The 21,239-nt window shown below is 69.7% G+C and carries 21 protein-coding genes and 1 pseudogene; 11 read left to right on the top strand and 11 right to left on the bottom strand.

Going from position 1 to position 21,239, the window contains the following annotated elements:
• Positions 1-68: 68 nt before the first annotated feature.
• Positions 69-1,088, bottom strand: a complete 1,020-nt coding sequence (gene glnII / locus G3I60_RS36820; RefSeq protein WP_138353743.1) for a glutamine synthetase — start codon at positions 1,086-1,088, stop codon at positions 69-71.
• Between the two features lie 134 nt (positions 1,089-1,222).
• Complete coding sequence (locus tag G3I60_RS36815; RefSeq protein ID WP_164294745.1) at positions 1,223-1,870, bottom strand: rhomboid family intramembrane serine protease; 648 nt, start codon at positions 1,868-1,870, stop codon at positions 1,223-1,225.
• A gap of 30 nt (positions 1,871-1,900) precedes the next feature.
• Between G3I60_RS36815 and G3I60_RS36810 the strand changes: the two genes are divergently transcribed.
• The 3 genes from G3I60_RS36810 (at position 1,901) to G3I60_RS36800 (ending at position 3,672) form a co-directional block, all read left to right on the top strand.
• Positions 1,901-2,260 (top strand): 5-carboxymethyl-2-hydroxymuconate Delta-isomerase, encoded by a 360-nt coding sequence (locus G3I60_RS36810; protein ID WP_138353741.1) that lies wholly within the window; start codon positions 1,901-1,903, stop codon positions 2,258-2,260.
• The gene (locus tag G3I60_RS36805) at positions 2,257-3,144 is read left to right on the top strand and encodes a Gfo/Idh/MocA family protein (RefSeq protein ID WP_164294746.1); all 888 of its coding nucleotides are present in this window, start codon (positions 2,257-2,259) and stop codon (positions 3,142-3,144) included. Before G3I60_RS36810 ends, G3I60_RS36805 begins: the two co-directional genes overlap by 4 nt.
• 96 nt (positions 3,145-3,240) lie before the next feature.
• On the top strand, positions 3,241-3,672 hold the full coding sequence (locus G3I60_RS36800; RefSeq protein WP_187144841.1) for a hypothetical protein: 432 nt from the start codon (positions 3,241-3,243) through the stop codon (positions 3,670-3,672).
• A 193-nt stretch (positions 3,673-3,865) separates the two neighbouring features.
• On the opposite strand, the gene G3I60_RS36795 is transcribed toward G3I60_RS36800, so the two are convergent.
• Together G3I60_RS36795 and G3I60_RS36790 are read right to left on the bottom strand one after the other, a co-directional pair.
• Complete coding sequence (locus G3I60_RS36795) at positions 3,866-4,351, bottom strand: group II truncated hemoglobin (RefSeq protein ID WP_138353739.1); 486 nt, start codon at positions 4,349-4,351, stop codon at positions 3,866-3,868.
• Positions 4,348-4,662 (bottom strand): antibiotic biosynthesis monooxygenase, encoded by a 315-nt coding sequence (locus G3I60_RS36790; protein ID WP_164294748.1) that lies wholly within the window; start codon positions 4,660-4,662, stop codon positions 4,348-4,350. Before G3I60_RS36790 ends, G3I60_RS36795 begins: the two co-directional genes overlap by 4 nt.
• Positions 4,663-4,872: 210 nt before the next feature.
• Here G3I60_RS36790 and G3I60_RS36785 point away from each other — a divergent pair, with 210 nt between their 5' ends.
• The gene (locus G3I60_RS36785; RefSeq protein WP_164294749.1) at positions 4,873-5,898 is read left to right on the top strand and encodes an NADPH:quinone reductase; all 1,026 of its coding nucleotides are present in this window, start codon (positions 4,873-4,875) and stop codon (positions 5,896-5,898) included.
• 66 nt (positions 5,899-5,964) lie between these two features.
• Here the strand turns inward: G3I60_RS36785 and G3I60_RS36780 are convergent, their stop codons facing one another.
• Both G3I60_RS36780 and G3I60_RS36775 read right to left on the bottom strand, forming a co-directional pair.
• Positions 5,965-7,014, bottom strand: coding sequence for a S66 peptidase family protein (locus tag G3I60_RS36780; protein WP_164608302.1), 1,050 nt, complete (start codon positions 7,012-7,014; stop codon positions 5,965-5,967).
• Positions 7,011-8,015 (bottom strand): DMT family transporter, encoded by a 1,005-nt coding sequence (locus tag G3I60_RS36775; protein ID WP_198357137.1) that lies wholly within the window; start codon positions 8,013-8,015, stop codon positions 7,011-7,013. Before G3I60_RS36775 ends, G3I60_RS36780 begins: the two co-directional genes overlap by 4 nt.
• Positions 8,016-8,080: 65 nt before the next feature.
• Here G3I60_RS36775 and G3I60_RS36770 point away from each other — a divergent pair, with 65 nt between their 5' ends.
• The 3 genes from G3I60_RS36770 (at position 8,081) to G3I60_RS36760 (ending at position 11,143) form a co-directional block, all read left to right on the top strand.
• A complete protein-coding gene (locus G3I60_RS36770; RefSeq protein WP_239070714.1) occupies positions 8,081-8,812 on the top strand; it encodes a helix-turn-helix transcriptional regulator in 732 nt (243 codons plus the stop codon).
• A 232-nt stretch (positions 8,813-9,044) separates the two neighbouring features.
• Positions 9,045-9,782, top strand: coding sequence for a hypothetical protein (locus G3I60_RS36765; RefSeq protein ID WP_138353735.1), 738 nt, complete (start codon positions 9,045-9,047; stop codon positions 9,780-9,782).
• A 59-nt stretch (positions 9,783-9,841) separates the two neighbouring features.
• A complete protein-coding gene (locus G3I60_RS36760; protein WP_164294750.1) occupies positions 9,842-11,143 on the top strand; it encodes a HAMP domain-containing sensor histidine kinase in 1,302 nt (433 codons plus the stop codon).
• Between the two features lie 85 nt (positions 11,144-11,228).
• Here the strand turns inward: G3I60_RS36760 and G3I60_RS36755 are convergent, their stop codons facing one another.
• On the bottom strand, positions 11,229-12,494 hold the full coding sequence (locus G3I60_RS36755) for an MFS transporter (RefSeq protein ID WP_164294751.1): 1,266 nt from the start codon (positions 12,492-12,494) through the stop codon (positions 11,229-11,231).
• Between the two features lie 88 nt (positions 12,495-12,582).
• Here G3I60_RS36755 and G3I60_RS36750 point away from each other — a divergent pair, with 88 nt between their 5' ends.
• The 4 genes from G3I60_RS36750 to G3I60_RS36735 all read left to right on the top strand — a co-directional run bounded on the left by G3I60_RS36750 (position 12,583) and on the right by G3I60_RS36735 (position 17,063).
• Positions 12,583-13,593 carry a DUF5937 family protein gene (locus tag G3I60_RS36750; protein WP_164294752.1) on the top strand — a complete coding sequence of 337 codons (1,011 nt, stop codon included), beginning with the start codon at positions 12,583-12,585 and terminating at the stop codon, positions 13,591-13,593.
• Between the two features lie 193 nt (positions 13,594-13,786).
• Complete coding sequence (locus tag G3I60_RS36745) at positions 13,787-14,944, top strand: GDSL-type esterase/lipase family protein (protein WP_343241208.1); 1,158 nt, start codon at positions 13,787-13,789, stop codon at positions 14,942-14,944.
• 999 nt (positions 14,945-15,943) lie between these two features.
• Positions 15,944-16,420, top strand: a complete 477-nt coding sequence (locus G3I60_RS36740; protein ID WP_164294754.1) for a hypothetical protein — start codon at positions 15,944-15,946, stop codon at positions 16,418-16,420.
• A 61-nt stretch (positions 16,421-16,481) separates the two neighbouring features.
• Positions 16,482-17,063 carry a hypothetical protein gene (locus G3I60_RS36735; protein ID WP_164294755.1) on the top strand — a complete coding sequence of 194 codons (582 nt, stop codon included), beginning with the start codon at positions 16,482-16,484 and terminating at the stop codon, positions 17,061-17,063.
• A 618-nt stretch (positions 17,064-17,681) separates the two neighbouring features.
• On the opposite strand, the gene G3I60_RS36730 is transcribed toward G3I60_RS36735, so the two are convergent.
• From G3I60_RS36730 to G3I60_RS36715, 4 genes and pseudogenes are all read right to left on the bottom strand, one after another.
• A complete protein-coding gene (locus G3I60_RS36730; protein ID WP_164294756.1) occupies positions 17,682-18,161 on the bottom strand; it encodes a hypothetical protein in 480 nt (159 codons plus the stop codon).
• Between the two features lie 595 nt (positions 18,162-18,756).
• On the bottom strand, positions 18,757-19,011 hold the full coding sequence (locus tag G3I60_RS44780; RefSeq protein WP_343241212.1) for a transposase: 255 nt from the start codon (positions 19,009-19,011) through the stop codon (positions 18,757-18,759).
• 132 nt (positions 19,012-19,143) lie between these two features.
• Positions 19,144-19,380: pseudogene (locus G3I60_RS45975) on the bottom strand (site-specific integrase); the annotation flags it as partial.
• Between the two features lie 105 nt (positions 19,381-19,485).
• Positions 19,486-21,231, bottom strand: coding sequence for a hypothetical protein (locus G3I60_RS36715; RefSeq protein ID WP_164294757.1), 1,746 nt, complete (start codon positions 21,229-21,231; stop codon positions 19,486-19,488).
• Positions 21,232-21,239 lie beyond the last annotated feature (8 nt).

The following is a 21,239-nucleotide window of genomic DNA, read 5'->3' as shown; positions in this document are numbered from 1 at the left end:
CAGCACAACGGCTGAGGGGCCCGTCGACTCGACGGGCCCCTCAGCCGTTGTCATGCAGCGGTGCAAGCTCAGACCTGGCCGGCCTTCTCCAGCGCGGTGCAGCAGGTCTCGACGATGAGGCGGGTCACGACGTACGGGTCGACGTTCGCGTTCGGACGCCGGTCCTCGATGTAGCCCTTCTGCTCGACCTCGACCTGCCACGGGATGCGGACCGAGGCGCCGCGGTCGGAGACGCCGTAGCTGTACTCGTTCCACGGGGCGGTCTCGTGCAGACCGGTCAGGCGCTCGTCGATGCCGGCGCCGTAGTTCTTGACGTGGTCGAGCGGCTTGCTGCCCTCACCGAGGGACTCGCAGGCGGTGATGATCGCCTCGTAGCCCTCGCGCATGGCCTTGGTGGAGAAGTTGGTGTGCGCGCCCGCGCCGTTCCAGTCGCCCTTGACCGGCTTCGGGTCGAGGGTGGCGGAGACGTTGAAGTCCTCGGCGGTGCGGTACAGCAGCCAGCGCGCGATCCACAGCTGGTCGGAGACCTCCAGCGGCGAGACCGGGCCGACCTGGAACTCCCACTGGCCGGGCATGACCTCGGCGTTGATGCCGGAGATCGCCAGGCCCGCGGTGAGACAGTTCTCCAGGTGCTTCTCGACGATGTCGCGGCCGAAGATCTCGTCGGAGCCGACACCGCAGTAGTAGCCGCCCTGCGCGGCGGGGAAGCCGGCGACGGGGAAGCCGAGCGGCCGGGCGCCGTCGAAGAAGGTGTACTCCTGCTCGATGCCGAAGATCGGCTCCTGGCCGGCGAACTGCTCGGCGATCGGGGTGAGCAGCGCACGGGTGTTGCTCTCGTGCGGCGTCATGTCGGTGTTGAGCACCTCGCACATGACGAGGACGTCGGCGCCGCCGCGGATCGGGTCCGGGCAGGAGAACACCGGCTTGAGCACGCGGTCCGATGCGTGACCCACGGCCTGGTTGGTGCTGGAACCGTCGAAGCCCCAGGTCGGGAGCTCGGCGCCGTCGGCCAGGATCCTCGTCTTGGAGCGAAGCTTGGCGGTCGGCGAGGTGCCGTCGATCCAGATGTACTCAGCCTTGTAGGTCACGGGGCGCCATCCTTTAACAAGCCACTGTCTTCGCGGGTGCAGTAGTGCACTGAAACGAGGGGTGTCGGCCGAGCGCCGTTGATCGAGCCGGTGGCAGCATGGCAAGAACGTTTTTCCCGGCTGTGTCCCTTGTGTTAACCCCGTGTGAACGCACCCTTGTGACCTGCGCCCAGACCGAGCAGCAGTGCTGCCAGATGCCCGGCGTCGGTGAACGTGCGCCCCTCCCGCACCAGGGGTCGCACGACGAGCCCCAGGACGCCGGCCGCCGCCACCGCCCGTGCGGCGCGGTGCGGGAGCGAGGCGGCGGCGGCCCCGAGCACCGCGTTCAGGCCGTAGCTGGCTCCGACGTCCACCGCCGACCGCGTCTCCTTCGAGGCGTCCGTGGCGCGGAGGCCGCCGTATACCAACAGGCTCGCCCCGAGGTGGCCGAACGCGAACACCGCGGCCGTCCGGCGCGATCCCCAGACGGTCTCGGCCCCGCCGAGAATGCCCAGCAGTATTGCCCCGTGCGCCGGATCGAGGGGCTCTTCCACGAGAAAAGCGCTGGTCAGAAGGGTGTGCCAGCGACCGGCCCGCAGGTTGTCGACATTGGTGGAGTGCGCGCGCAGCACCGCCTCGCGGTCCGCCTCCGGCAACGGGCGCAGCACGTACGCCCCGGACTGCACGGCGGCCACATAGGCCGAGGCCGCCCAGGGCGCCCTGCGGGCGAGGGCGAGCGGCCGGGCGCCGGGGCGGCCTCCAGAGGTTCCGAGGCGGCGTCCGGGGAGATCAAAGGTGGGCATCGGTCCATCATCACTGAGTACGCTGCCGACATGCCGCACATAGCCGTGGACTACTCCGCCACCCTCACCGACACCTTCGACCGCCAGGGCTTCGCACAGGCCCTGCACCCGCTGGTCGCCAAGATCGCGGACGCGCAGGTGTCCGGCTGCAAGACCCGCTTCCGCCCGCTGGACGAGATCGTCATCTCGGACGGCGGGACCGCCGAGGCGATGATCCACATCCAGGTCGCGCTGCTGGACGGCCGCACCCCCGAGACGAAGCTGGAGCTGAGCACCGCGGTGCTCGCCCTCGCCCGCGAGCACACCGCCGCGACGCCCGGCCTGACCGTCCACAGCTCCGTCGAGATCCGTGACCTCGACCGCGCCAGCTACCAGCGGCACTCCTCATGACGTTCCGCGTCGGCCTGCTCGGCACCGGCCCCTGGGCGGAGATCGCCCACGCGCCCGCCCTGAGCGGCCACCCCGGGGTCGAGTTCACCGGCGTATGGGGCCGCAGGCCCGAGGCCGCGGCTGACCTGGCGGCGCGCTTCGACACCCGCGCCTATGACGACGTGGACGCCCTGATCGCGGACGTGGACGCCGTCGCGATCGCGCTGCCCCCGGACGTCCAGGCCCCGCTGGCCGCCCGCGCCGCCGCGGCCGGCCGCCATCTGCTGCTCGACAAGCCGCTCGCGGCGACCGTCGCTGAAGCACGCGCGGTCGTCGAGGCCGCCGAGGCGTCCGGCGTCGCGTCCGTCGTCTTCTTCACCGTCCGCTTCGACCGGACGACGGGGGAGTGGGTCGACGAGCAGGCCGCCGCGGGCGGCTGGTTCACCGGCCGCGCCGACTGGCTCGGCTCGGTCTTCGCCGGCGGCGACAGCCCGTTCGCGGCCTCCCCGTGGCGCCGCGAGAAGGGTGCGCTGTGGGACGTCGGACCGCATGCCCTGTCCGTGCTCCTGCCGGTGTTCGGCGACGTCACCGATGTCGCGGCCGTCAGCGGCAGCGGCGACACCGTCCATCTGGCGCTGCGCCACGCGGGCGGGGCGGCCAGCACCGCCACCCTCAGCCTGACCGCACCGGAACCGGCCGCCGGAGTCACCGTCGAACTGCGCGGTGAGCGCGGTGTGCTCACGCTCCCCGAACTCGGCGAGGGAGCGGTGGAGGCGCTGCACCACGCCATCGACGCCCTGATCACCGCCGCCCGCACCGGACAACCGCACCCCTGCGACGCGCGCTTCGCGCTGCGCGTCACCGAGACGCTCGCCGCGGTGGAGGAAGCCCTCGCCAAGCGCTGACGGACCGGAAGCCGGGCGGGTCGGAGCAACCCGCCCGGCACCGACCTTCGGCCTACGCCCTAGCCGTCCGCCGCCCGCGTGTCTATCGTCGAAGACATGGCTGCGGACTGGTGGTCGATCGAGATCCTCAACGCCAGGACCTCCGCCGCACAGTGGCGCGACGCCCATGCGGAGTCGCTCATTGAATCGGCGGTCACCAACGGCGCGTTGAGCTGGGAGTGGCATGCCCACTCCTGGGGCGTCGTGCTCGAGGTCCGTTTCCGCGAGGAATGGCAGTGGGAGGCCTGGCGCCAACTGCCCGGCACGCTGGCCGCGCTCGACGCCGCGCCCGACCCGGTCAACGGCCTCCTGGTGCACCGCGGACACGGCGGTGCGTCCGGCGACCGCTCGCCGCGCCGGCCCCGCATCACCCCGAGCGCCGGAGCCGTCGTACTGCCGGAACCCGAGGCCGCCGACCTCGCCCCGGAACCGCTGTACAACGCCGCCCAGCCCGCCGGCGGACTCTTCGTGGCGGCGTCCCGGTCCTAGGTTCTGCCGGCCGCGGCTAGGGCGTGTTGCGAAAGGAGCGCCGTTCGCCCGGAGGGCGTGGCCCACGGCGTCCGGTGCGTGCGCTCGCAAGGCGGAGGGTCGTCCTCGTACTGGACGTACGTGGACGAGCCCGACAACGCAGCGAGGGCGCGTGCCAGGCGTCGTGGGCCAGGCGGGACCTTCGCAACACGGCCTAGTGCTTCTTCAGGCCGTCCCAGCCCCACTGCGGCACCGGACCCGGGTTGCCCGGTTCGACGCCCGGCTGCGAGACCGACCGCGCGATCCGCGTCCCCCACTCGATGTACTCGGCGAAGCGCTGCTGCAGCAGCTCGTCGTCGGGCAGTTCCTTCGCGGCCGTGGCGATCATCAACTCGGCCCAACGGGCGCGCTGTTCCTCCGTGATGGACAGCCCCAGGTGGTTGCGGATCAGACCGGGGTGGCCGCCCAGCTCGGCGGTGTAGCCGGCCGGGCCGCCGAAGACCTCGGACATCCACACCGCGACATGCTCGACGTGCGTCGGGGTGAAGTGCGCGAAGACCGGGGCGAGCAGCGGATCGGCGCGTACCACCACGTAGAAGGACTCGGTCAGCCTGCGCAGGCCGTCGATACCGCCCAGCGCCTCGTAGAAACTGCCGCGCTCCGCGCCCTCGCCGCCGGTCGCGGCCGGCTGGGCGCTCATGCCCGGTCCCCGGAGACCACGGAGGTGCGCTCGTAGTGCTTCATCTCCTCGATGTCGCCGATGTACGGGCGGATCGCGGCCAGGAACGGCGGGAACTGCGGCCCACCGCGAAAGCCCTGCTCATGGGCGTCCACCGAGGTCCATTCGATCCGGAGGATGTAGCGGTCGGGCTCCTCGACGCCGTGCGAGAGCTCGTAGCCCAGACACTGCGGCGCGAGGTCCAGCTGCTCGGCGGCGGTCGCGTAGGCCTTCTCGAATTCGGGACGGCGGCCCGGGTCGGTGATGCGGTAGCGGATGTATTCGACGGTCATCGTGCATCCTTCTTCGCTCAGGATCGGGGATCCCGCGACGGGATCTCGGCGGGATCTTCGGCCAGGATCACCCGCCGGGCCCCGGAAACCACGGTCTTTCGCGGTCGGCGGATCAAGCGGATGGCGGGAATCCGCCCTATGGAGCCCCTAGGGCGCCGGACCGCGGGAAGAAGCCGCGGGCTCCGGGCCTTGTAACCGGGTATGACGGCTATGAAGGCAATCGTTCACACCAGCACCGGCGGACCGGACGTACTGTCCCTGACCGAGCGGCCGATTCCGGCGCCGGGACCGGGGGAGGTCCGGGTCAGGGTCCATGTCTCGGGCGTCAATCCCACGGACTGGAAGTCGCGCCAGGGTGCGACGGGCGGGCCGGACGACGGCGCCGAGCAGGTCCCGAACCAGGACGGCGCCGGCGTGATCGACGCCGTGGGCAAGGGCGTGGCGCCCGAGCGCGTCGGGCAGCGGGTGTGGATCTGGGAGGCGGCCTGGCAGCGCAGCGAGGGCACCGCGCAGGAGTACGTGGTGCTCCCGGACCGGCAGGCCGTGTTCCTGCCCGACGAGGCGTCCTTCGACCTCGGCGCGAGCCTCGGCATCCCGGCGCTGACCGCGCACCGCACCCTCACGCTCGCGGACGGCGGACCCGACCGCCTCGCCCCCGGCACGCTCGACGGCCGCACCGTACTGGTCGCGGGTGGCGCGGGCGCGGTCGGCAACGCGGCGATCCAGCTGGCGCGCTGGGCCGGGGCCACGGTGGTGACGACGGTCAGCAGCACGCGGAAGGCCGAACTCGCCCGCGCCGCCGGTGCCCACCACGTCATCGACTACCGCACCCAGGACGCCGCCGCGACGATCCGGCTCCTGGTGCCCGACGGCGTCGACATCATCGTCGAGGTCGCCCCCGCCGTGAACGCCGTCATCGACCACGCCGTCGCCGCGCCGAACGCGGTCATCGCGTTCTACGCCAACAACGGCGGTGACGAGATCACCGTCCCGGTCCGGCAGGCGATGGTGCCCAACCTGCGCTGGCAGGGCGTCCTCGTCTACACCGTCCCCGAGCGGGCGAAGGCCGACGCCGTCGCCGATGTGTCGGCCGCCGTCGCGGACGGCGCGCTGCGCGTCGGCGAGGACGCCGGGCTGCCGCTGCACCGCTTCCCGCTGGAGAAGACGGGCGACGCGCATGCCGCCGTCGAGAACAACGCGGTCGGCAAGGTCCTCATCGATGTGGCCGCCGGATGAGTGGCCGCCGGATGAGCGGCATGGCCCGGGCACGACTCGGAGTGGCACGGCTCGGAGCGGCATGGCTCAGTAGCCGACCGTGATACGCCGGGCGGGTCCGTCGACGCGGATCCGCCCGCCGTACGGGATGACGACCTGCGGGTCGGTGTGCCCGAGGTCCACGTCGAAGACCGCCATCGTCTCCGGTGCGTACTCGGCCAGCGCCCGGAAGACCGCGGCCCGTTGATCGGCGCGGTACCGCTCCCGGCCCGCCGTGTCGAGCTGGGCCGGCCGGCCGATGTCCCAGGCCTTGGCCCGTCCCATCAGCAGTGCGGGGAACTGCCGCAGCAGCCCGCGCTCGCCCATGTTCCGCAGGATCCGGTAGACCTCCTCCGCCGGCGGCATCTCCTCCGACGTCTCCAGGAAGAGCACCTCGCCCCGGTGGCTCCCGGCCGGCGCCGTCTCCCGGCCCGCCATCAGCAGCCACGACAGGATCTCCAGGTTCCCGCCCCAGCCCGTGCCGTCCACGACGCGGTCCGGCCGGTGCCAGGTCCAGCCCTCGCACGGTGTCATCCGCGGTGCCTCGTCGAAGGTCTCCGGATCGTCCCAGGACCGGTTGACCTCGTTGAACTCGCCGCCCGGCGTGAGCTCGTACTCGCCCGCCGTGAACAGCGCGGCCCGCAGCGAGTCCGCCGTCACCGGGTGCAGCGCCCCGGGCCGCCCGAGCTCCACCATCACCGAGCCGCCGTGGTAGCCGACGATGCCGAGCCCGTACAGATGGTGCAGCAGGCAGGTGTTGTCGCTGTATCCGAAGAACGGCTTGGGGTTGGCGCGGATCAACTCGTCGTCCAGATGCGGCAGTACGGTGATCTGGTCGTCGCCGCCGATGCTCGCGATCACGGCCGTGATCTCCGGATCGGCGAACGCGGCATGCAGATCGGCGGCCCGCTCCCGTGCGGTGGAGCCCATCTTCCGGGTCGCCGGATACTCCACGACCCGCAGGCCGAACTCCTTCTCCAGCCGGTCCAGGCCGAGTTCGAACGGCAGCGGCAGCAGGCCCGGCAGGCCGGACGACGGGGAGAGCACCGCGACGCGGTCGCCGGGACGTGGTTTGGCGGGGTACCGGGGGCTGGTCATCGGCCGAGCGTAGTAGCGGCGGCCCGGGCCGGTCGAGGCGTTTCCGGGGCGGCGCGGACCCCTGGGGCCGCGCTCCCGTTCCCCGCGCGCCGCCGTCCGACGGCGACGCCCAGCAGCACGACGAGCGCCCCCACCGGCTGGTTCCACGTCATGCCCTCGCCCAGCACCACCGCCCCGGCCACCACCGCGACCAGCGGCATCAGATACGTGACGGTGGACGCGGCCACGGCTCCCGCGCGGCGGATGATCCGGTAGTTCAGCAGATACGCCACCCCGGTGCCGAGCACGCCGAGCAGCAGCAGGGCGACGACGGCGGACGGCGTCCAGCCGTCGGGGCCGGTGGCCGGCAGCCCGCCGGAGACGAGCGGCGCCAGGACGGCGGCCTCCACCGTCGCCACCACGACCTGGGCGGCGGAGAGCGAGACGGTGGACTCGGGGCGCCCGGCCAGGAAGCGCTGCGCGTACGGGAAGCCCACCGCGTAACAGCCGGCCGCCGCGAGGCAGGCCAGCTGCCCCGCCAGGTCCGAGCCGTCGGCGCCGCGCCACACCCCGAGGACCACCAGGACGCCCGCGAAGCCGATCGGCATCCCGAGCAGCCGGCGCGCTCCCGGCCGCTCCCCGGGCAGGACGACGGTCACCACCAGCATCGTCAGCAGCGGCGTCGCGGCGTTGAAGATCCCGGCGACGACCGAGGAGACCCGCTGCTCCCCCCAGGCGAACAGGGTGAACGGCGCGACGTTCACCAGCGCCCCGGTCACCGCCAGATGCCCCCACACCCTGGCGCCGCGCGGCAGCCGGCCGCCGGTGGCCCGCAGCCACACCAGCAGCGTCACCGCGCCGACGACCAGCCGCACCAGCGTCACGTAGGCGGGCGGCAGGACGCCCACCCCCACCTTCATCAGCAGGAAGCTGCTGCCCCAGATCACCGCGAGCAGCACGAGCGCGTCCCACCAGCGCTCCCGGCCCCGACCTTGTCCGCCACGCGTTCTCATGAAGTCCATGCCGGAAAACTAGGGGCCGGACGTTTCGGCGGGTGCCGAAGTATCGGGGGGCGATGATGGGCGGCATGACCGGTCCGCGCACACCCACCACCCTGGCCGCCCTGGCGGCGCTGCTCGCCGACGAGACCCGCGCCTCCGTCTGTCTGGCCCTGCTCGACCGCCGCGCCTGGACGTCCGGCGAACTGGCCCGGCACTGCGGGGTCGCGCCGTCCACCATCAGCGAGCACCTCACCCGGCTCGTCGACGGCGGCCTGCTGGTCCAGGAACGGCAGGGCAGACACCGTTACGTCCGGCTCGCCGACCCCGACACCGCCCGCATGATCGAGGACCTGGCCGCACACGTCAGCCCGCCTAAAGCGGCGGCCGGCGGCGGGCTGCGCGCCCATTCGGCGGGCCAGGCCCTGGCCAGGGGCCGCACCTGCTACGACCATCTGGCCGGCCGGCTCGGGGTCGCGATCACCGACGCGATGACCGGGCGCGGCCTGCTGAGCCAGGACGCCGGCTTCTCCCTCACCGGGCCGGGACTGGTCTGGCTCACCGGCCTCGGCGCCGACCTGTCCGCGTACGACAGCCCCGCCCCGCCGTCCCGCCGGCCGCTCGCCCGGCCCTGCCTGGACTGGACGGAACGCCGCCCCCATCTGGCCGGCACGGCCGGCGCCGAGCTGTGCCGCCTCGTCCTCGACCGGGGCTGGGCCACCCGTATCGGCACCCGCCGCGCCGTCCGGGTCACCCCGCTGGGCCTGGGAGAACTGCACCGGACGCTGGGCATCGAGCCGGATCTGCTGGAGGTGGCGTGACCACCGGCACACGTCATTCGCTGGAGGTGGCGTGACCACCGGCACACGTCATCCGCTGGAGGTGGCGTGACCACCGGCACACCTCCGCGCCGGGCCCGCGGCACGAGGCTGTCGGACAATAGAGCTGGATCATCACGATGCACGCACCGATCCGCGTCCCGATCCACGCCCGGATCAGCGCACCGATCCGCGTCCCGATCCGCCCACGCCCCCGACCGCCGCAGGGAGAGACTTGTCCGCCGTCCGCACCGTGCTCGCCCTGCTGGGGACGGGCGCCGCCGTGCTGATGACCGGGTGCTCCGCGACGAATGACGCCGAGAGTGCCGGGCCGACGCCCGTCGCGTCCGCCCCCGCCAAGCTGTGGCCGAACCGGCCGCCGGCCACGGAGCCGCCCGGGGAGTCGGAGAACGAACGGCCCGTTCCGGTGCCCGGCATACCCAAGGTGACCTCTGGGGACATCAGGAGCGTGGACCCTGTCGCCGTGATCCAGGCCGAGATGGCCGTCGCTCCGGACGCGCTCTCCGGGGCGGACGCGCTCGACGAGGAGACCGCGGCGAAGGCCGACGCCTGCGAGGAGGGCTCCGCGGGGCGCAAAGGATGCCCGATCCGCAGCCCCGAGTACTACGACCTGACGGGCGACGGGAAGGCCGATGCCGTCCTCGGTATCGACATGGTCGACGGCTTCCTCGCACTGCGCTGCTACACGCTCCACAACGGCGTGCTCACCCGCATCCTCGCCACCGTGACGAAGCCGATGTCCGTCCAGGTCGCCGGCGGGGACCTCATCGTGCAGGAGCCCACTCCCTCCGAGGGGTACGAGCAGCGCACGGTCTACGCCTGGGACCCGCAGGCGCGGGCCATGGCCATCCAGAGCGACGACTACCGGCGCGCCACCCCGCCCCGCCACGGCCGCCGTGACTACGCACCGGACAGCGGCGACACCGACTCCTCGTGGAAGCGGTCCCGATGAGGCTGCGCGAGCGCCCGGCGAGGCTTCGCGAACGCCCGGCGAGGCTTCGCGAACGCCCGATGAGGCTGCGCGGGCGGCTGCCGGCCTGGACCGCGACCCTCTATTGGAAGGCCGCCGTCTTCATCACCGCGATGTGCTGCGTCGTCGCGGTGGTCCTCGGCATGCTCGTGCACGTCATGGTCACCCGGCAGACCGTCCACCAGGCCCGCACCGCCGCCCTGAGCCGGCTCGACACCGCCACCCAGGCGTACATAGCGGGCGACCCGCTGCGCCGCGGCACCGCGCTGAACCCGCCGGACCTGCCCGACAAGCTCCGGGACCTCGCGCTGCGCGGCGAGCGCGGCACCATGTTCGGCGACGTCGACGGCCGCCGCACGATGTGGGCGGCGGGTCCGGCCGGCGGAAAGGCGCTGGCCGTACCGCTCGACTACACGCGCAGCGCGGAGAGCATCCGCGGGCTGGACCGGGCGATCATCCTGTCGTCCGTGCTGGCCATCGGCGGCACCCTGCTGATCGGGATCTTCGCCGTCTCGCGGGTGACCCGACGGCTGCACCGGACCGCCGCCGTCGCCCGCCGGATCAGCGCGGGCGACCTCGACGCCCGGGTGGCCGATCCCCGCACCGCCGGTCCCGCCAACGCCCAGGACGAGGTCGCCGCCGTCTCCGCGGCCCTGGACGCGATGGCCGCCTCGCTGCAGCTCAGGCTGCAGAGCGAGCAGCGCTTCACCGCCGACGTGGCTCATGAACTGCGCACGCCGCTGGCCGGTCTGCACGCCTCTGCCGAACTGCTGCCGCCCGGCCGGCCCACCGAGCTGGTCCAGGACCGGGTCCAGGCGCTGCGCCGGCTCACCGAGGATCTGCTGGAGATCTCCCGGCTCGACTCCCGTACCGAGAAGGTCGAACCGGACGCCCACTACCTGGGGCTTCTCGCCGAACGCGCCGTAGCCGCCTCGGGGCTGTCCGCCGAGGTGCGCGTCGTCCGCGACATCTGCCTCATCACCGACCAGCGGCGGCTGGAACGGGTCCTCGGCAACCTGATCGGCAACGCCTACCGGCACGGCCGTCCGCCGGTGGTGATCACCGTCGACGGCCCCGTCGTCTCCGTCCGGGACCACGGCGACGGTTATCCCGGCTATCTGATCGACCACGGCCCGCAGCGCTTCCGTACCGAGCCCACCAGCAACGGCAACAAGGGGCACGGCCTGGGTCTGACGATCGCCGTCGGCCAGGCCCGCACCATCGGGGCCGAGCTGCGCTTCGCCAACGCGCCCGACGGCGGCGCCGTCTCCACCCTCACCCTCCCCACCCCGGAGGAGAGCACGGACCCGGGGGCAGGCTCGGGCGCGGGCCCGCTGTCATGACGCCACCACCCGTGCAGATCCCACCCGGTGGGGCCTCATCCAGTCCCGCCCGGTCGTGTCCCATCCGGTCCCGCCCGGTAGTGCCTCATCCGGTCCCGGCGGTGGTCTCCGCAGGACTCAGCCGGGCGCCGCGGGACTCCCGGGCCAGATAGCCGGCCATGGCCAGCGACGCGATTCCGGCGAGCGAGATGGCGGCCCCCACGGACACCACCTCGGCGGCCGCCCCGAAGACCGCGGGCCCCACCCCCTGCACGGTCATCATGCCGGAGCTGAGCAGCCCGAACGCCTGCCCGCGGCTGTCCTCCGGGAGCGCGTCGAGGAACGAGCGCTGGAGCCCCAGGCTGTACGCGAACCCGGTACCGGTGACCAGCAGCAGGACCGCGCAGACCGGCCACGGCGGACCGAAGGCGAAGCCGGCCAGCGGCAGACCGATGACCGCGACCAGCACGGCGACCAGGCGTTCGCGGGTCGCGGGCAGCACGAAGCGGCCGACCACAAGATTGCCGAGAAGCATGCCGACCGGCAGGCACGCCAGCAGGAACCCGGCGGTTCCGTCCGGGAATCCGCGCCGCCCCGCGAACGGGACGACGAGGCTCTCGGCGCTGGCCGCGAAGGCGGACGGCAGCCACTGCGCGAGCAGCAGCTTCCGCACCCGGGGGTTCGCGAACAGCGCCCGGTTGCCCGACCAGCTGTGCCGCACCAGGGAGCCGGACCCGGAGCGGGACCCGGATCCGGACCCCTTGTCGGGGGCCGGCAGGTCGGGCAGCCGCAGCCGTACGGCGACCGACGCGACGAGATACGCGCCCGCGCTCAGCAGCAGCGCGTGCCGCGAGCCCAGGAACGTCACGGCGATCCCGCCGCCCGCGAGCCCGAGCAACTGGGCTCCGGACGACGACATGCTGGACAGCGACCGCCCCAGCACGTACGCGTCACCGGTCAGCGTGTCGGCGACGAGGCGGTTGGACGCGCCCTGGAAGACCGGCGTCAGGAAGGCCACGACGGCGACGAGCAGCAGGATGAACACCACCGGCAGATGGGCCAGCGCCATCGCGACGGCGGCGGCGAACTCCAGCAGATAACCCGCGGCGATCAGCCGCCGCGGCCGGACCCGGTCGGCGAGCGAACCGAGCAGCATCGAGCCGGCGAGCTGCGGGAGGAAACCGATGCCGAACGTCAGGGCGCCCATGAGCGGTGAGCCGGTGGTCGCGAAGATCAGCACCGAGAGGGTCAGGATCCGCAGCGCGTCGGCGGTGATCGTCACCGTCCTGGTGACGAAGAGCAGCCGGAAGCGCTGGTCGGCCAGCACTTCCCGGTAGGTGGTCCGCCGGGGCGGGGCAGGGGTGAACGTCATACGGGCAGCCTGTTCCCGGCGCCCCCGCCGGGGCGATTCTTACGCCACGGGACGTAAGCCCGCCCGCCCGCCGACGTAGGCTCGGGGCATGCGGCGATTCGAGTTCGGTACCGACGATCTGCTGCGCAGCAGGTTCGCGCTGTCGCCGGCCTTCGAGCTGTGCAACCTCCTGCGGTATCTGGAGGGCCGGACCCGGCAGCGGCTGCCGGCCGCCTGGTCGGCCCGGCTGATGCCGGTCTTCCAGCAGCTGCGCCGCGACACCGACATCGACGCGGCGCTCGCGCTCCACACCCGCACCTTCGGCGCCAACTTCGTCGCCCTGCCGCCCCGCGGCCTCGCCCAGACCTGGGACGACGACCTCGCCGCGATCCGCGCCACGAGCCTGTCCCAGGCCCACGAGGAAGCCGAACTGTGCCTCGCCGCGCGCCCGTCCCGCGATCCGCGGGTGCTGGCGACCCTGCGCGGCGACGCGGTCGTCGAGCGGGTCGCCGACGCCCTGGACCAGGCCTGGCACGGTCTGCTGGCCCGCGACTGGCCGCAGCTGCGCGCCATCTGCGAGCGCGATGTCGTCCACCGGGTCGGCCAGCTCGGCCGCTCGGGCTGGGCGGCCGCCCTCGACGGCTTCCACCCCGACATGCGCTGGCGCGACGGCGGTATCGACATCCTGCGGACGTCGTCGTCACCGGCCAGCGTCACCACCCTCGCGGGGGAGGGGCTGCTGCTCATCCCGTCGGTCTTCGTCTGGCCCCACCTGGCCACCTACGTCGACGACCCCTGGCCGAAGGCGATCATCTACCCCGCCCGGGGCACGGCCGCGCTGTGGGAGACACCCGACTCCGTCGAACCGGACGCCCTCGCCGGACTCCTCGGCCGCTCGCGCTCCCGGCTGCTGTCCGCCCTGGACCAGCCCGCGAGCACCACACAACTCGCCCAGACCCTGCGCCTCGCCCCCGGCGCGGTCGGCGACCACCTGACCGTCCTTCGCAAAGCCGGCCTCCTCCACCGCGCCCGCTCCGGCCGCTCCGTCCTCTACTACCGAACCCCCCTGGGCGACGCCCTCGCCGCAGGCACCGACCAGGGCCCGTCCGACGGGGCCTGACGCCCAGGGAAACGGTGGGGGGCGCCCCGCGACCGATCTGAACTGGTCGGTAACAGAGCGGAAAAGGTGCTGCAGCTACCTAGCGGTAACCCCGTTGGACGTGTCACATTCCTCGCGCCACCGGCCGGCGGCCCACCCTCACCCAGAGCCTCCCGACCCCACCATGCGGGAGGCCGTCCGCAGGAGTTCCGCCGTGCCCGAACGCCGTCACAGAACCAGCAGAACAACGCGACTGCTCGCCGCAGTCCTCGCGCTACCCCTCGTCGCCGCCGGCCTGCTGGCCGTCGCGGCCCCCGCGCAAGCCGCCACCGGCCCGGTCGTGAGGGTGTCGATGGGCGACAGCTACATCTCCGGAGAGGCCGGTCGCTGGAAGGGCAACAGCGACACCGCCAGTGGCAGCCGCGACGGTACCGACCGTGCCTGGACCGGCGGCAGCACCTACGACCCCACCACGGTCTACGGCAGCACCTACGCGAGCGGGTGCGACCGATCGGACTCCGCCGAGATCAACAGCCTGGCCGGAGCGGTCAACATCGCCTGCTCCGGCGCCACCACCGCCAACGTCTTCCGGGCGGGCAACGGCGGCCAGTCCTTCAAGGGCGAGGCGCCACAGGCCGACCAGCTGGCCTCGATCGCCGCGAACAACACCGTCAAGCTGATCACCCTCTCGATCGGCGGCAACGACCTCGGCTTCTCGGACGTCATCTCGACCTGCGTCAAGGATTACCTGATCTGGTACTCCTACTGCCACACCAGCCAGCAGAGCGCCATCGACTCCAGGATGAGCGCGGCCATGGCGGGCGTCGGCAAGTCGATCGACGAGATCCGCGCCGTGATGACCGCTGACGGCTACGCGTCGGGCGACTACCGCATCGTGCTGCAGTCCTACCCGTCCCCGATCCCGCGCAGCACCGAGATGCGCTACCCGGAGAGCGGCTGGAGCCGGGCCAGCACCGGCGGCTGCCCGTTCTGGAACGGTGACGCCGACTGGGCCCGCGACTCGATGGTCCCGCAGATCTCCAACGCGCTCGCCGGCGTCGCGGCCACCAAGGGCGTGCAGTTCATGGACCTGCGCGACATGCTGCAGGGCCGCGAGGTCTGCGCCAAGACGTCCAGCCTCGCCACCCCGGGCGCGGCGCCGTCCGCCACCACCAGCGAGTGGGCGCGCTTCGTCGACGCCGGCCTGAGCAGCTCCCAGGGAACCGTCCAGGAGTCGATGCACCCGAACTACTACGGCGAGCTCGCCCTCGGCAGCTGCCTGACCCAGTTGAACGCCCACCCCACTGGTAACTACTACTGCCGCAACACGCCGGGCCGGGACTCCACAGGGATGTATCTGAACGCCAAGTGACCTACCGTCTCTGGCGGATGGCGCCGCGCCGCAACTCCCCCTCGGTCGCCAGCGGACCGGTGCGGTGGTCGAACCGCGGCGCCGCCGCGAACATGGTGGACCCTTGTCCGGCGGGGCTGACCAGCAGAAGAAGCGCCGATCTCGCTCGACGGGTACGGAGGCTGGCACGACGGCCCCTTATCCAGATTCCGGAATCCTCATCAGCAACTCGCACTTGTAGCCCATTTCCGCCCAAGTCATCGTGAAACCAACGGAAAATGGCTCCGCAAGACCGCCGACCCGCCCCGTCCGACCCCAACGCCGCCAATCAAGGAACGGCCAAGTCAGGCGAATACTGCAGCGGCCCGGAACGTTCCGATCGTCGCCGTCTACCAGTGAAGGCTGAGCTGGGTGGCCGTCGGCCCCTTCCAGCACAGCACTGAGCCCTGGTGCTCTCCGTGAGGAGAGCACCAGGGCTCAGGTGCGCGCGGCGCCGTTTAGAGGTCGAAGTACAGCTGGGAATCGTCTCTGACCTGGGGGGACGCGGTATGTGAGGGCTGTCGGTGCACGGTGGGTGCACGAGCGGGGACCCGGAGGTCGAGGGACAGCGGGCGGCACCGGCGGTTGCTTCCGGAGCTGCGCTGTAGCGGTTCTTGGCAACAGCTCGCTGCCTAACTGGCCGAATAGGCACCGTTGTCGGCAATTGGTACGTGTCGTCACACTCCGGCCATGGTCTACAGATGCCGTGCGCAAACGGACGACGGGACGCTCTGTAAGAACCGGGTGACTGTTCCTGAGACGCGCTGCCACCACCACCGGGGGCGGCCGGCGGGGCGTGTGGCGACCCCCGCAAGGCGTGCGGCGAAGAGAGCTCCTGCACCGCTTCGCGCGCCTCGCCCCGTTGCTGCGCGGCGACCCAGTCCACCTAGTAGCAGCGGTCGCCGTACGCCGAGCCCTCCCTCTGCTGCGCAGCGGGAGCGCGTTCAACTGGAGGCAGTCGCCAGCTTCTGTGCGGATGCGTTGGAGGGTGGGGGCGCCGCCGCAATCGCCGACCGCGCGGCGACATACGTCTCGGACGAGACGTGGAAGACGCTGGTGAGAAGGCACCGTAGAAGGGGCTGTGACGACCTTGCACAGCTGGCCCGCGACATTCTCAAGGGAAAGGATCAGCTGCACGATGTAGTCGCTCGATCCGCAGGCGGGCTACTCGGCTTCCTGGGACGGCCGCGGATCGAGCGGATCTTCGCTCAGGAACTGGCACGGAGAATCCCGCTGCCCTTCGACGCGCAGCTCTCAGCTGCCGCGCGTGGTCTGCAGATCGCAGGCATCTACGTATGCCTTACCGGCAATCGGGATCTCGCCGACTGTGCGTGCTTACGAGATGTCTTCAAGACCGAGGGCAAGGAGCGCATCGCGCAACTCATGCAGGGCGCGGTCGAAGACTGGAGGGAGTTGCCTGTGAGAGTGCGGGGCGTTGGGTCGGGCGGGCGGCCGTAATGTCGTCGACCGGTAAAGATCAGGCTGGCAAGATCTGCACGATGCATGCGGAGCCAGGTCCGTGTGCCCTCACCTTTCCCCCGAACCCTGGACCTGTCCTTGCCCTACGCACCTCGGAGACAAGCACCTGACGCCGACCGAAGCCATCAGCCAGATCCGCATCTGTGCGGCTGATCGCACCTACAGCCACCTGCAAATCGGCGCGCCGCATTACATTCAGGCCGCGCTGGACGCTCTTCTCGCGGGAGTCGACTCCCCATCCCTCTGCCTCTTGGCCGGGCTGGGGCACAACGAACACGTCGAGGCCGCTGACCTCTTCGATAGCATGTTGGAGGAGCTCCGACTGCTGCCGCTGACAGCGGAACGATTGGCCGAGGCGCGTTGGGACATGGCGCGTTGGTGGGCCGGTCAGATCATTGAGGGAAAGCTCGATCCGGTTCTGGGCGCCCGCCTGATCTTCGAGGACGCCGTGTGCGAGCTCGGCCAATCCACTGAACTCGCGCCCTTCGGCCGAGTTGTGCTGGCCCTACTGGACGATGCTCTAACTCTACGTGTCAGTAATTTTGCGCTGCTTGCGATCTTCCAGGCGTTCATACCAGAGCCGACCTTTCGTTCCGCAATTGTCGCGAATATGATTGCGTAGTCTCCGTGTCCGGTCGTTGTGTTCCTCCACAATGAGAGCTCCCCTGTCGATTTCTCGGCCCAGCCCGGCTAGGACGTTTTCTAGCTCAGCGAGAATGCTCTGCCTTGATTTCACATTCGGCTGGTTTTTCCCGAGTCGCCTTAATCCAGCGGAGATTGTGTTACGGGTCTCGATAGCACTGCGCTTGAGTGAGTGCCAGCTATCCGCGAGACGCATACTCTCATAGTGTCGTTGTCGGTAAAGGTCAAAATTTATTTCGTCGCGTGCGGTAAGGCGCAGGTGTTCAAAGGTACGCGATTCGCGTAATAGCGATTCGCGGACTTCGGCGAGGGCGTTCTCTGCTCGACGAGCGTTAGTGAGAAGCGATTGCGTCTCTGAGGTGACTCTTGTCTTGCGAATTCGCCGGTCCCGGTACCAGGCGACGAGAATTATAACGCCGATTAATAGCGATGCTACGACGTACGGCAGCTCATTTTGAACTAGCCAAGCGACCCCCCACCCGAGGAACCCAATAGCACACAAAATCAGAAAGAAGATAATCAGCACCTCGCCGATTTCCATGTCGTTCAACTCCTATCTGATGTGAACAATTGGTGCGAGAGTCGGATTTAACGCAAATCATGATTGCATAGCTCGCCAAGCGACAACGCTAGCTTCCGCGTCAGCTAGACGTAGTGAATCGCTTAGTCGAACAAGCTGGTCACCTGCTGCAACGTAGTGCTGGAGAGCAGCACCACTGAGAAGAGTTGCAGATTGCAAGGCCAGTGTTCTCCCCTCTTCGGAAAGGCTATTATTGACAGCCATATTCATCATTCGATCAATGACGGTCGAGTGGTACCTCAGTTGATATTGTGCCCCAGTGGACTGACGTCTCTCTTCTTCGAAGATCTGCACGATGGTCGATTGTCTCATCGTTATGATGTCCGAAACGACACCGCGCTGAAGCTTGAATCGACGAAACTCTATGGTGCAGGCTGCGATGGTTGCCGTGATCCTAGCGGCTGCTCCAAGCGGGCTTAGTGAGCTAGTGATATGACCAACGGCTGAATCGTATGTGACCTGTCGATTGCCATTGACGTGAATGAGTTCCCCGGTCATGATTTTTTGATGCCCCTTGATCAATTTTGACGGTTGGTTTGACGCTGCATCATCTCTTCCCAGGTGTCTGACCCTATGCCCCCGACTGGCGCGTCGTCGGTGCTTTGAGATAATCCATTGGTATGGACTAGTCCGACTGTGTTGAGGTGGCGTTGGCAACAGAAGATCAATTTCGTTTCCGGTCCGGCAGGCAAGCCCGTGGGCGACGAGATGATGCTCTTCTGAATTTTCGCCAAGAGGCTTCCTTGGCTCGATGGCAGTCGGCTGGAAGTCCTCCCGGCGAGCCAACCGGCGTCTCGGCCTGGTGGCACTAGGGCCGCGCCACTCGGTGAAGGCGAGTACAAGACCGTGGCTATGGAGGTCCAGGCGTTCAATGGGTTGGCGGCAAACACCCCGATCCCCTCGAGGGAAGTCGGAGCTTGAAGTCCTTCCCGCGTGGAGTCGGTCGATGGGCAGCCGACTGCTTCAGTGGAATCCCTCGACCTTCCGGAGGCGGTCTGCGCCCGGACGGAAGATCCGCCAAACCACGTACTTCGAAGGCCAATACGGCGCATAGCACCCGGGCGGGCGGACCACTGCCTTGCCGCAGCTGATGTCAGCAAGATCTGTGCCCGGTGCTCCGGGCCGTGCGAAGTCCTGGGGTCTGTGCTTCACGGCTCTGGTGATTCGCCGAGGTTCGTGGCGGCCAGATTTCCGAGATCACGCTCGACCAGCACCCAATGCCCTTGGTCGGATTGAGGTCGGGTGCGTAGGCCGGCAGTTGGAACACGGTGAGCCACTCGGCGTTCGCGCCGACGAACTCCCACATGTCGGCGGTCAGGTGGAGCCGAACGTTGTCCCAGATCAGCACGATCGGGCCGCCGAGCTGGATGCGGGCGCGGACAATGCGGTCGCGGAAGTCCGGCCAGCCGTACCCCTTCGGTTCGTTCCCCGGCTCAGGGACAGAATTCCAGTGCCGGGCCTCTTCGTCGTCTAGATCGATTCAGTCATCACGCACCACCTCCGCACCACTTGGCTTCTCCATTGGGCCGGTCAGCGCGCCTCTCCCGGTCGGTTCGGATCACCGTGTCCAGTCCCTTGGCCACGTCCTGCTGTCGTTCGAGGTCCGAGTGCTGGTAGATCAGCGGCGTCTTTTCCGAGGACTGCCCCGCCCGAACCATCGTGTCCCTGAGCGCGTAGACAGTGTGTGCCCGGTGTGCCGGAGGTCGTAGAGCCGGAAGCAGACCGCAGTCCGCGCTTTGCACTCTCGGGGCGCCCGAGCGCGGGGTCGATTGCGGCCCACCTTCTTTTAGCCTGAGTCTTGCTCGACATCGCCAGTCGGAGCCTAGGATCCAGACGGTTCCACATACCTCGTACCGGCACTCTCGCTCTTGCTGCCCACCTCCAACGAGGCGAAGCTGCGCCGCTGGAGCTGAACCCGTTCGTCGTCCGGAATGTTCATCGACTCGGCCAGCACGGCGGCGAGCCCGGCCACATCGGTGTTGTCGATGTCGGAGTCGAAGAGCCACTGGATGGTGTCCTCGGGCGTGATGAGGTCGATCGCCGAGCGCCCGCTTCCGTCCCGTGTGGCCGGGGCTCGGACGTATCGCACTCGGTCAATCGAGATATCCTGAGCGATCTCGCCCTGCCCGAGGAATGCGTTCGTCTTGGCCGTGATGATGCGGCGATCCGTGACGACGACCAGATTCCTTGCTGCCGCTTTGTCCATCGCCGGCGCTACCTTCCCCTTTGCTCCATCGAGGATCGCACCCATTCGAGCGGGGGCATCGAGGCCGAGGACGCGGAGGGTCTCACCGTCCTCGATGAACCATCGCAAGATGCGAAGGTACCGCTCGAGATCCAGTGACTTGGGCGCGCAGACGACGGCGGGAGCTCGGAGCGGCGGGGTTGGTGGATGGAGAGCGTCGGCAAGAGGCTGGATCGCCTCCAGGAGTTGGGCACTGGTGAGGCGGGCCTTCTTTGCTTCCTTCCGCTTCCCTATCAGAGGCATTGTTGAGCGTCCGGGGAGCTCGGCGATGATTCGTAGCTCCCGCGTCAGCGAGCCGACGAGGCTCGTCGCCTCGGCCAAGGCGGAGTTGAGCTCCTCGCCGGTCTCACGCTCAATGATCTCGACGAGCCGCGCCTCGTCAGCCTCTTCACATCCAGCGGCCCTCGCACGCGCGGCGTGGAGCGTCTGATATCCGGTCCATGCCTGGAGTGAGGACAGGAGGGCGTAGGCGTCGAAGATGATTGCCCTGGCGTTCGTCTCGAGATACTGACGTCGGCCAGGTGCGTCGAGCTGACCGAGTTGCCGGACGTGTTCCCCGACATTCAGCCGGTACGTCTCACGCTGCTTACGCAGGTCGTCGTCTTTGGCCGCGACTTTCTCCCACTCCGTGGTCGTGACCGATCCGAGCTCACGCGCGCGGCCAACGGCGCGGTCGACGGTATCGACGAGCGCCGTCAGGTCGGCCCACTGACCGTGGCGCATCGTCGTGAGGACTTCGCTTGTCAGCGCGATGTTGGTTCTGACGAGGCCCGCGACCTGGCTCAGCATCATCTGGAGCGCGACCATGGCCAGCGCCGGCCCGATCGCGACGGCGACCTCCGCCGCGCTCACCGCAGTCACAGGGATCCAGCGGGCCTGATGGACTATCCGGCCGTTGGCGATCACCGCTCCGAGATTCGCGCCGTCCTTGGCTGCGAGGGCCCCGCCGGCGCTCAGATATGCCCGCGTCGCGTCGCTGAGCTGGTAGATCCCTTCCATGCCGGCGAATGCGTTTGCGAGGTTTCCGCCCACGGTCGCCGTGTTGCCGATCGAGGCGAGGGCTGTCGAGATCCGGGTGCGGTCGTCGACCGACACGAGCCCCAAGTCGATCGGATGGAGCTTGAGCTCCGCTATGAGCTCCGCAGGGATCTCCCCGAAGGCGACGGCAATCCCAGGCCGCACCTCCACCAGGACCGTCGATGCCGCTGCCGAGTTGCTGCCCGAGGGGGGTGCCGGACAGTCCGCAGCACGTGAGCCGGCGGTATCGCTCCGGCCCTCCACCTCAGGGCCGGCGGCCACTATCGAGTCCGAAGGGTCCTGCATGCGATCTC

It is taken from the genome of Streptomyces sp. SID13666 (genome assembly GCF_010548325.1).
Taxonomy (GTDB): domain Bacteria; phylum Actinomycetota; class Actinomycetes; order Streptomycetales; family Streptomycetaceae; genus Actinacidiphila; species Actinacidiphila fildesensis.
Note: the sequence above shows the minus strand (reverse complement) of the source record. Positions and strands in the feature narration are given on the sequence as shown.

What these genes read in the sequence shown, in the direction of transcription:
- G3I60_RS36815 (WP_164294745.1), bottom strand. Translation starts at nt 1,870, where the DNA reads ATGCCCACCTTTGATCTCCCCGGACGCCGCCTCGGAACCTCTGGAGGC.
- G3I60_RS36810 (WP_138353741.1), top strand. Translation starts at nt 1,901, where the DNA reads ATGCCGCACATAGCCGTGGACTACTCCGCCACCCTCACCGACACCTTC.
- G3I60_RS36805 (WP_164294746.1), top strand. Translation starts at nt 2,257, where the DNA reads ATGACGTTCCGCGTCGGCCTGCTCGGCACCGGCCCCTGGGCGGAGATC.
- G3I60_RS36800 (WP_187144841.1), top strand. Translation starts at nt 3,241, where the DNA reads ATGGCTGCGGACTGGTGGTCGATCGAGATCCTCAACGCCAGGACCTCC.
- G3I60_RS36795 (WP_138353739.1), bottom strand. Translation starts at nt 4,351, where the DNA reads ATGAGCGCCCAGCCGGCCGCGACCGGCGGCGAGGGCGCGGAGCGCGGC.
- G3I60_RS36790 (WP_164294748.1), bottom strand. Translation starts at nt 4,662, where the DNA reads ATGACCGTCGAATACATCCGCTACCGCATCACCGACCCGGGCCGCCGT.
- G3I60_RS36785 (WP_164294749.1), top strand. Translation starts at nt 4,873, where the DNA reads ATGAAGGCAATCGTTCACACCAGCACCGGCGGACCGGACGTACTGTCC.
- G3I60_RS36780 (WP_164608302.1), bottom strand. Translation starts at nt 7,014, where the DNA reads ATGACCAGCCCCCGGTACCCCGCCAAACCACGTCCCGGCGACCGCGTC.
- G3I60_RS36775 (WP_198357137.1), bottom strand. Translation starts at nt 8,015, where the DNA reads ATGGACTTCATGAGAACGCGTGGCGGACAAGGTCGGGGCCGGGAGCGC.
- G3I60_RS36770 (WP_239070714.1), top strand. Translation starts at nt 8,081, where the DNA reads ATGACCGGTCCGCGCACACCCACCACCCTGGCCGCCCTGGCGGCGCTG.
- G3I60_RS36760 (WP_164294750.1), top strand. Translation starts at nt 9,842, where the DNA reads ATGAGGCTGCGCGGGCGGCTGCCGGCCTGGACCGCGACCCTCTATTGG.
- G3I60_RS36755 (WP_164294751.1), bottom strand. Translation starts at nt 12,494, where the DNA reads ATGACGTTCACCCCTGCCCCGCCCCGGCGGACCACCTACCGGGAAGTG.
- G3I60_RS36750 (WP_164294752.1), top strand. Translation starts at nt 12,583, where the DNA reads ATGCGGCGATTCGAGTTCGGTACCGACGATCTGCTGCGCAGCAGGTTC.
- G3I60_RS36730 (WP_164294756.1), bottom strand. Translation starts at nt 18,161, where the DNA reads ATGACCGGGGAACTCATTCACGTCAATGGCAATCGACAGGTCACATAC.
- G3I60_RS36715 (WP_164294757.1), bottom strand. Translation starts at nt 21,231, where the DNA reads ATGCAGGACCCTTCGGACTCGATAGTGGCCGCCGGCCCTGAGGTGGAG.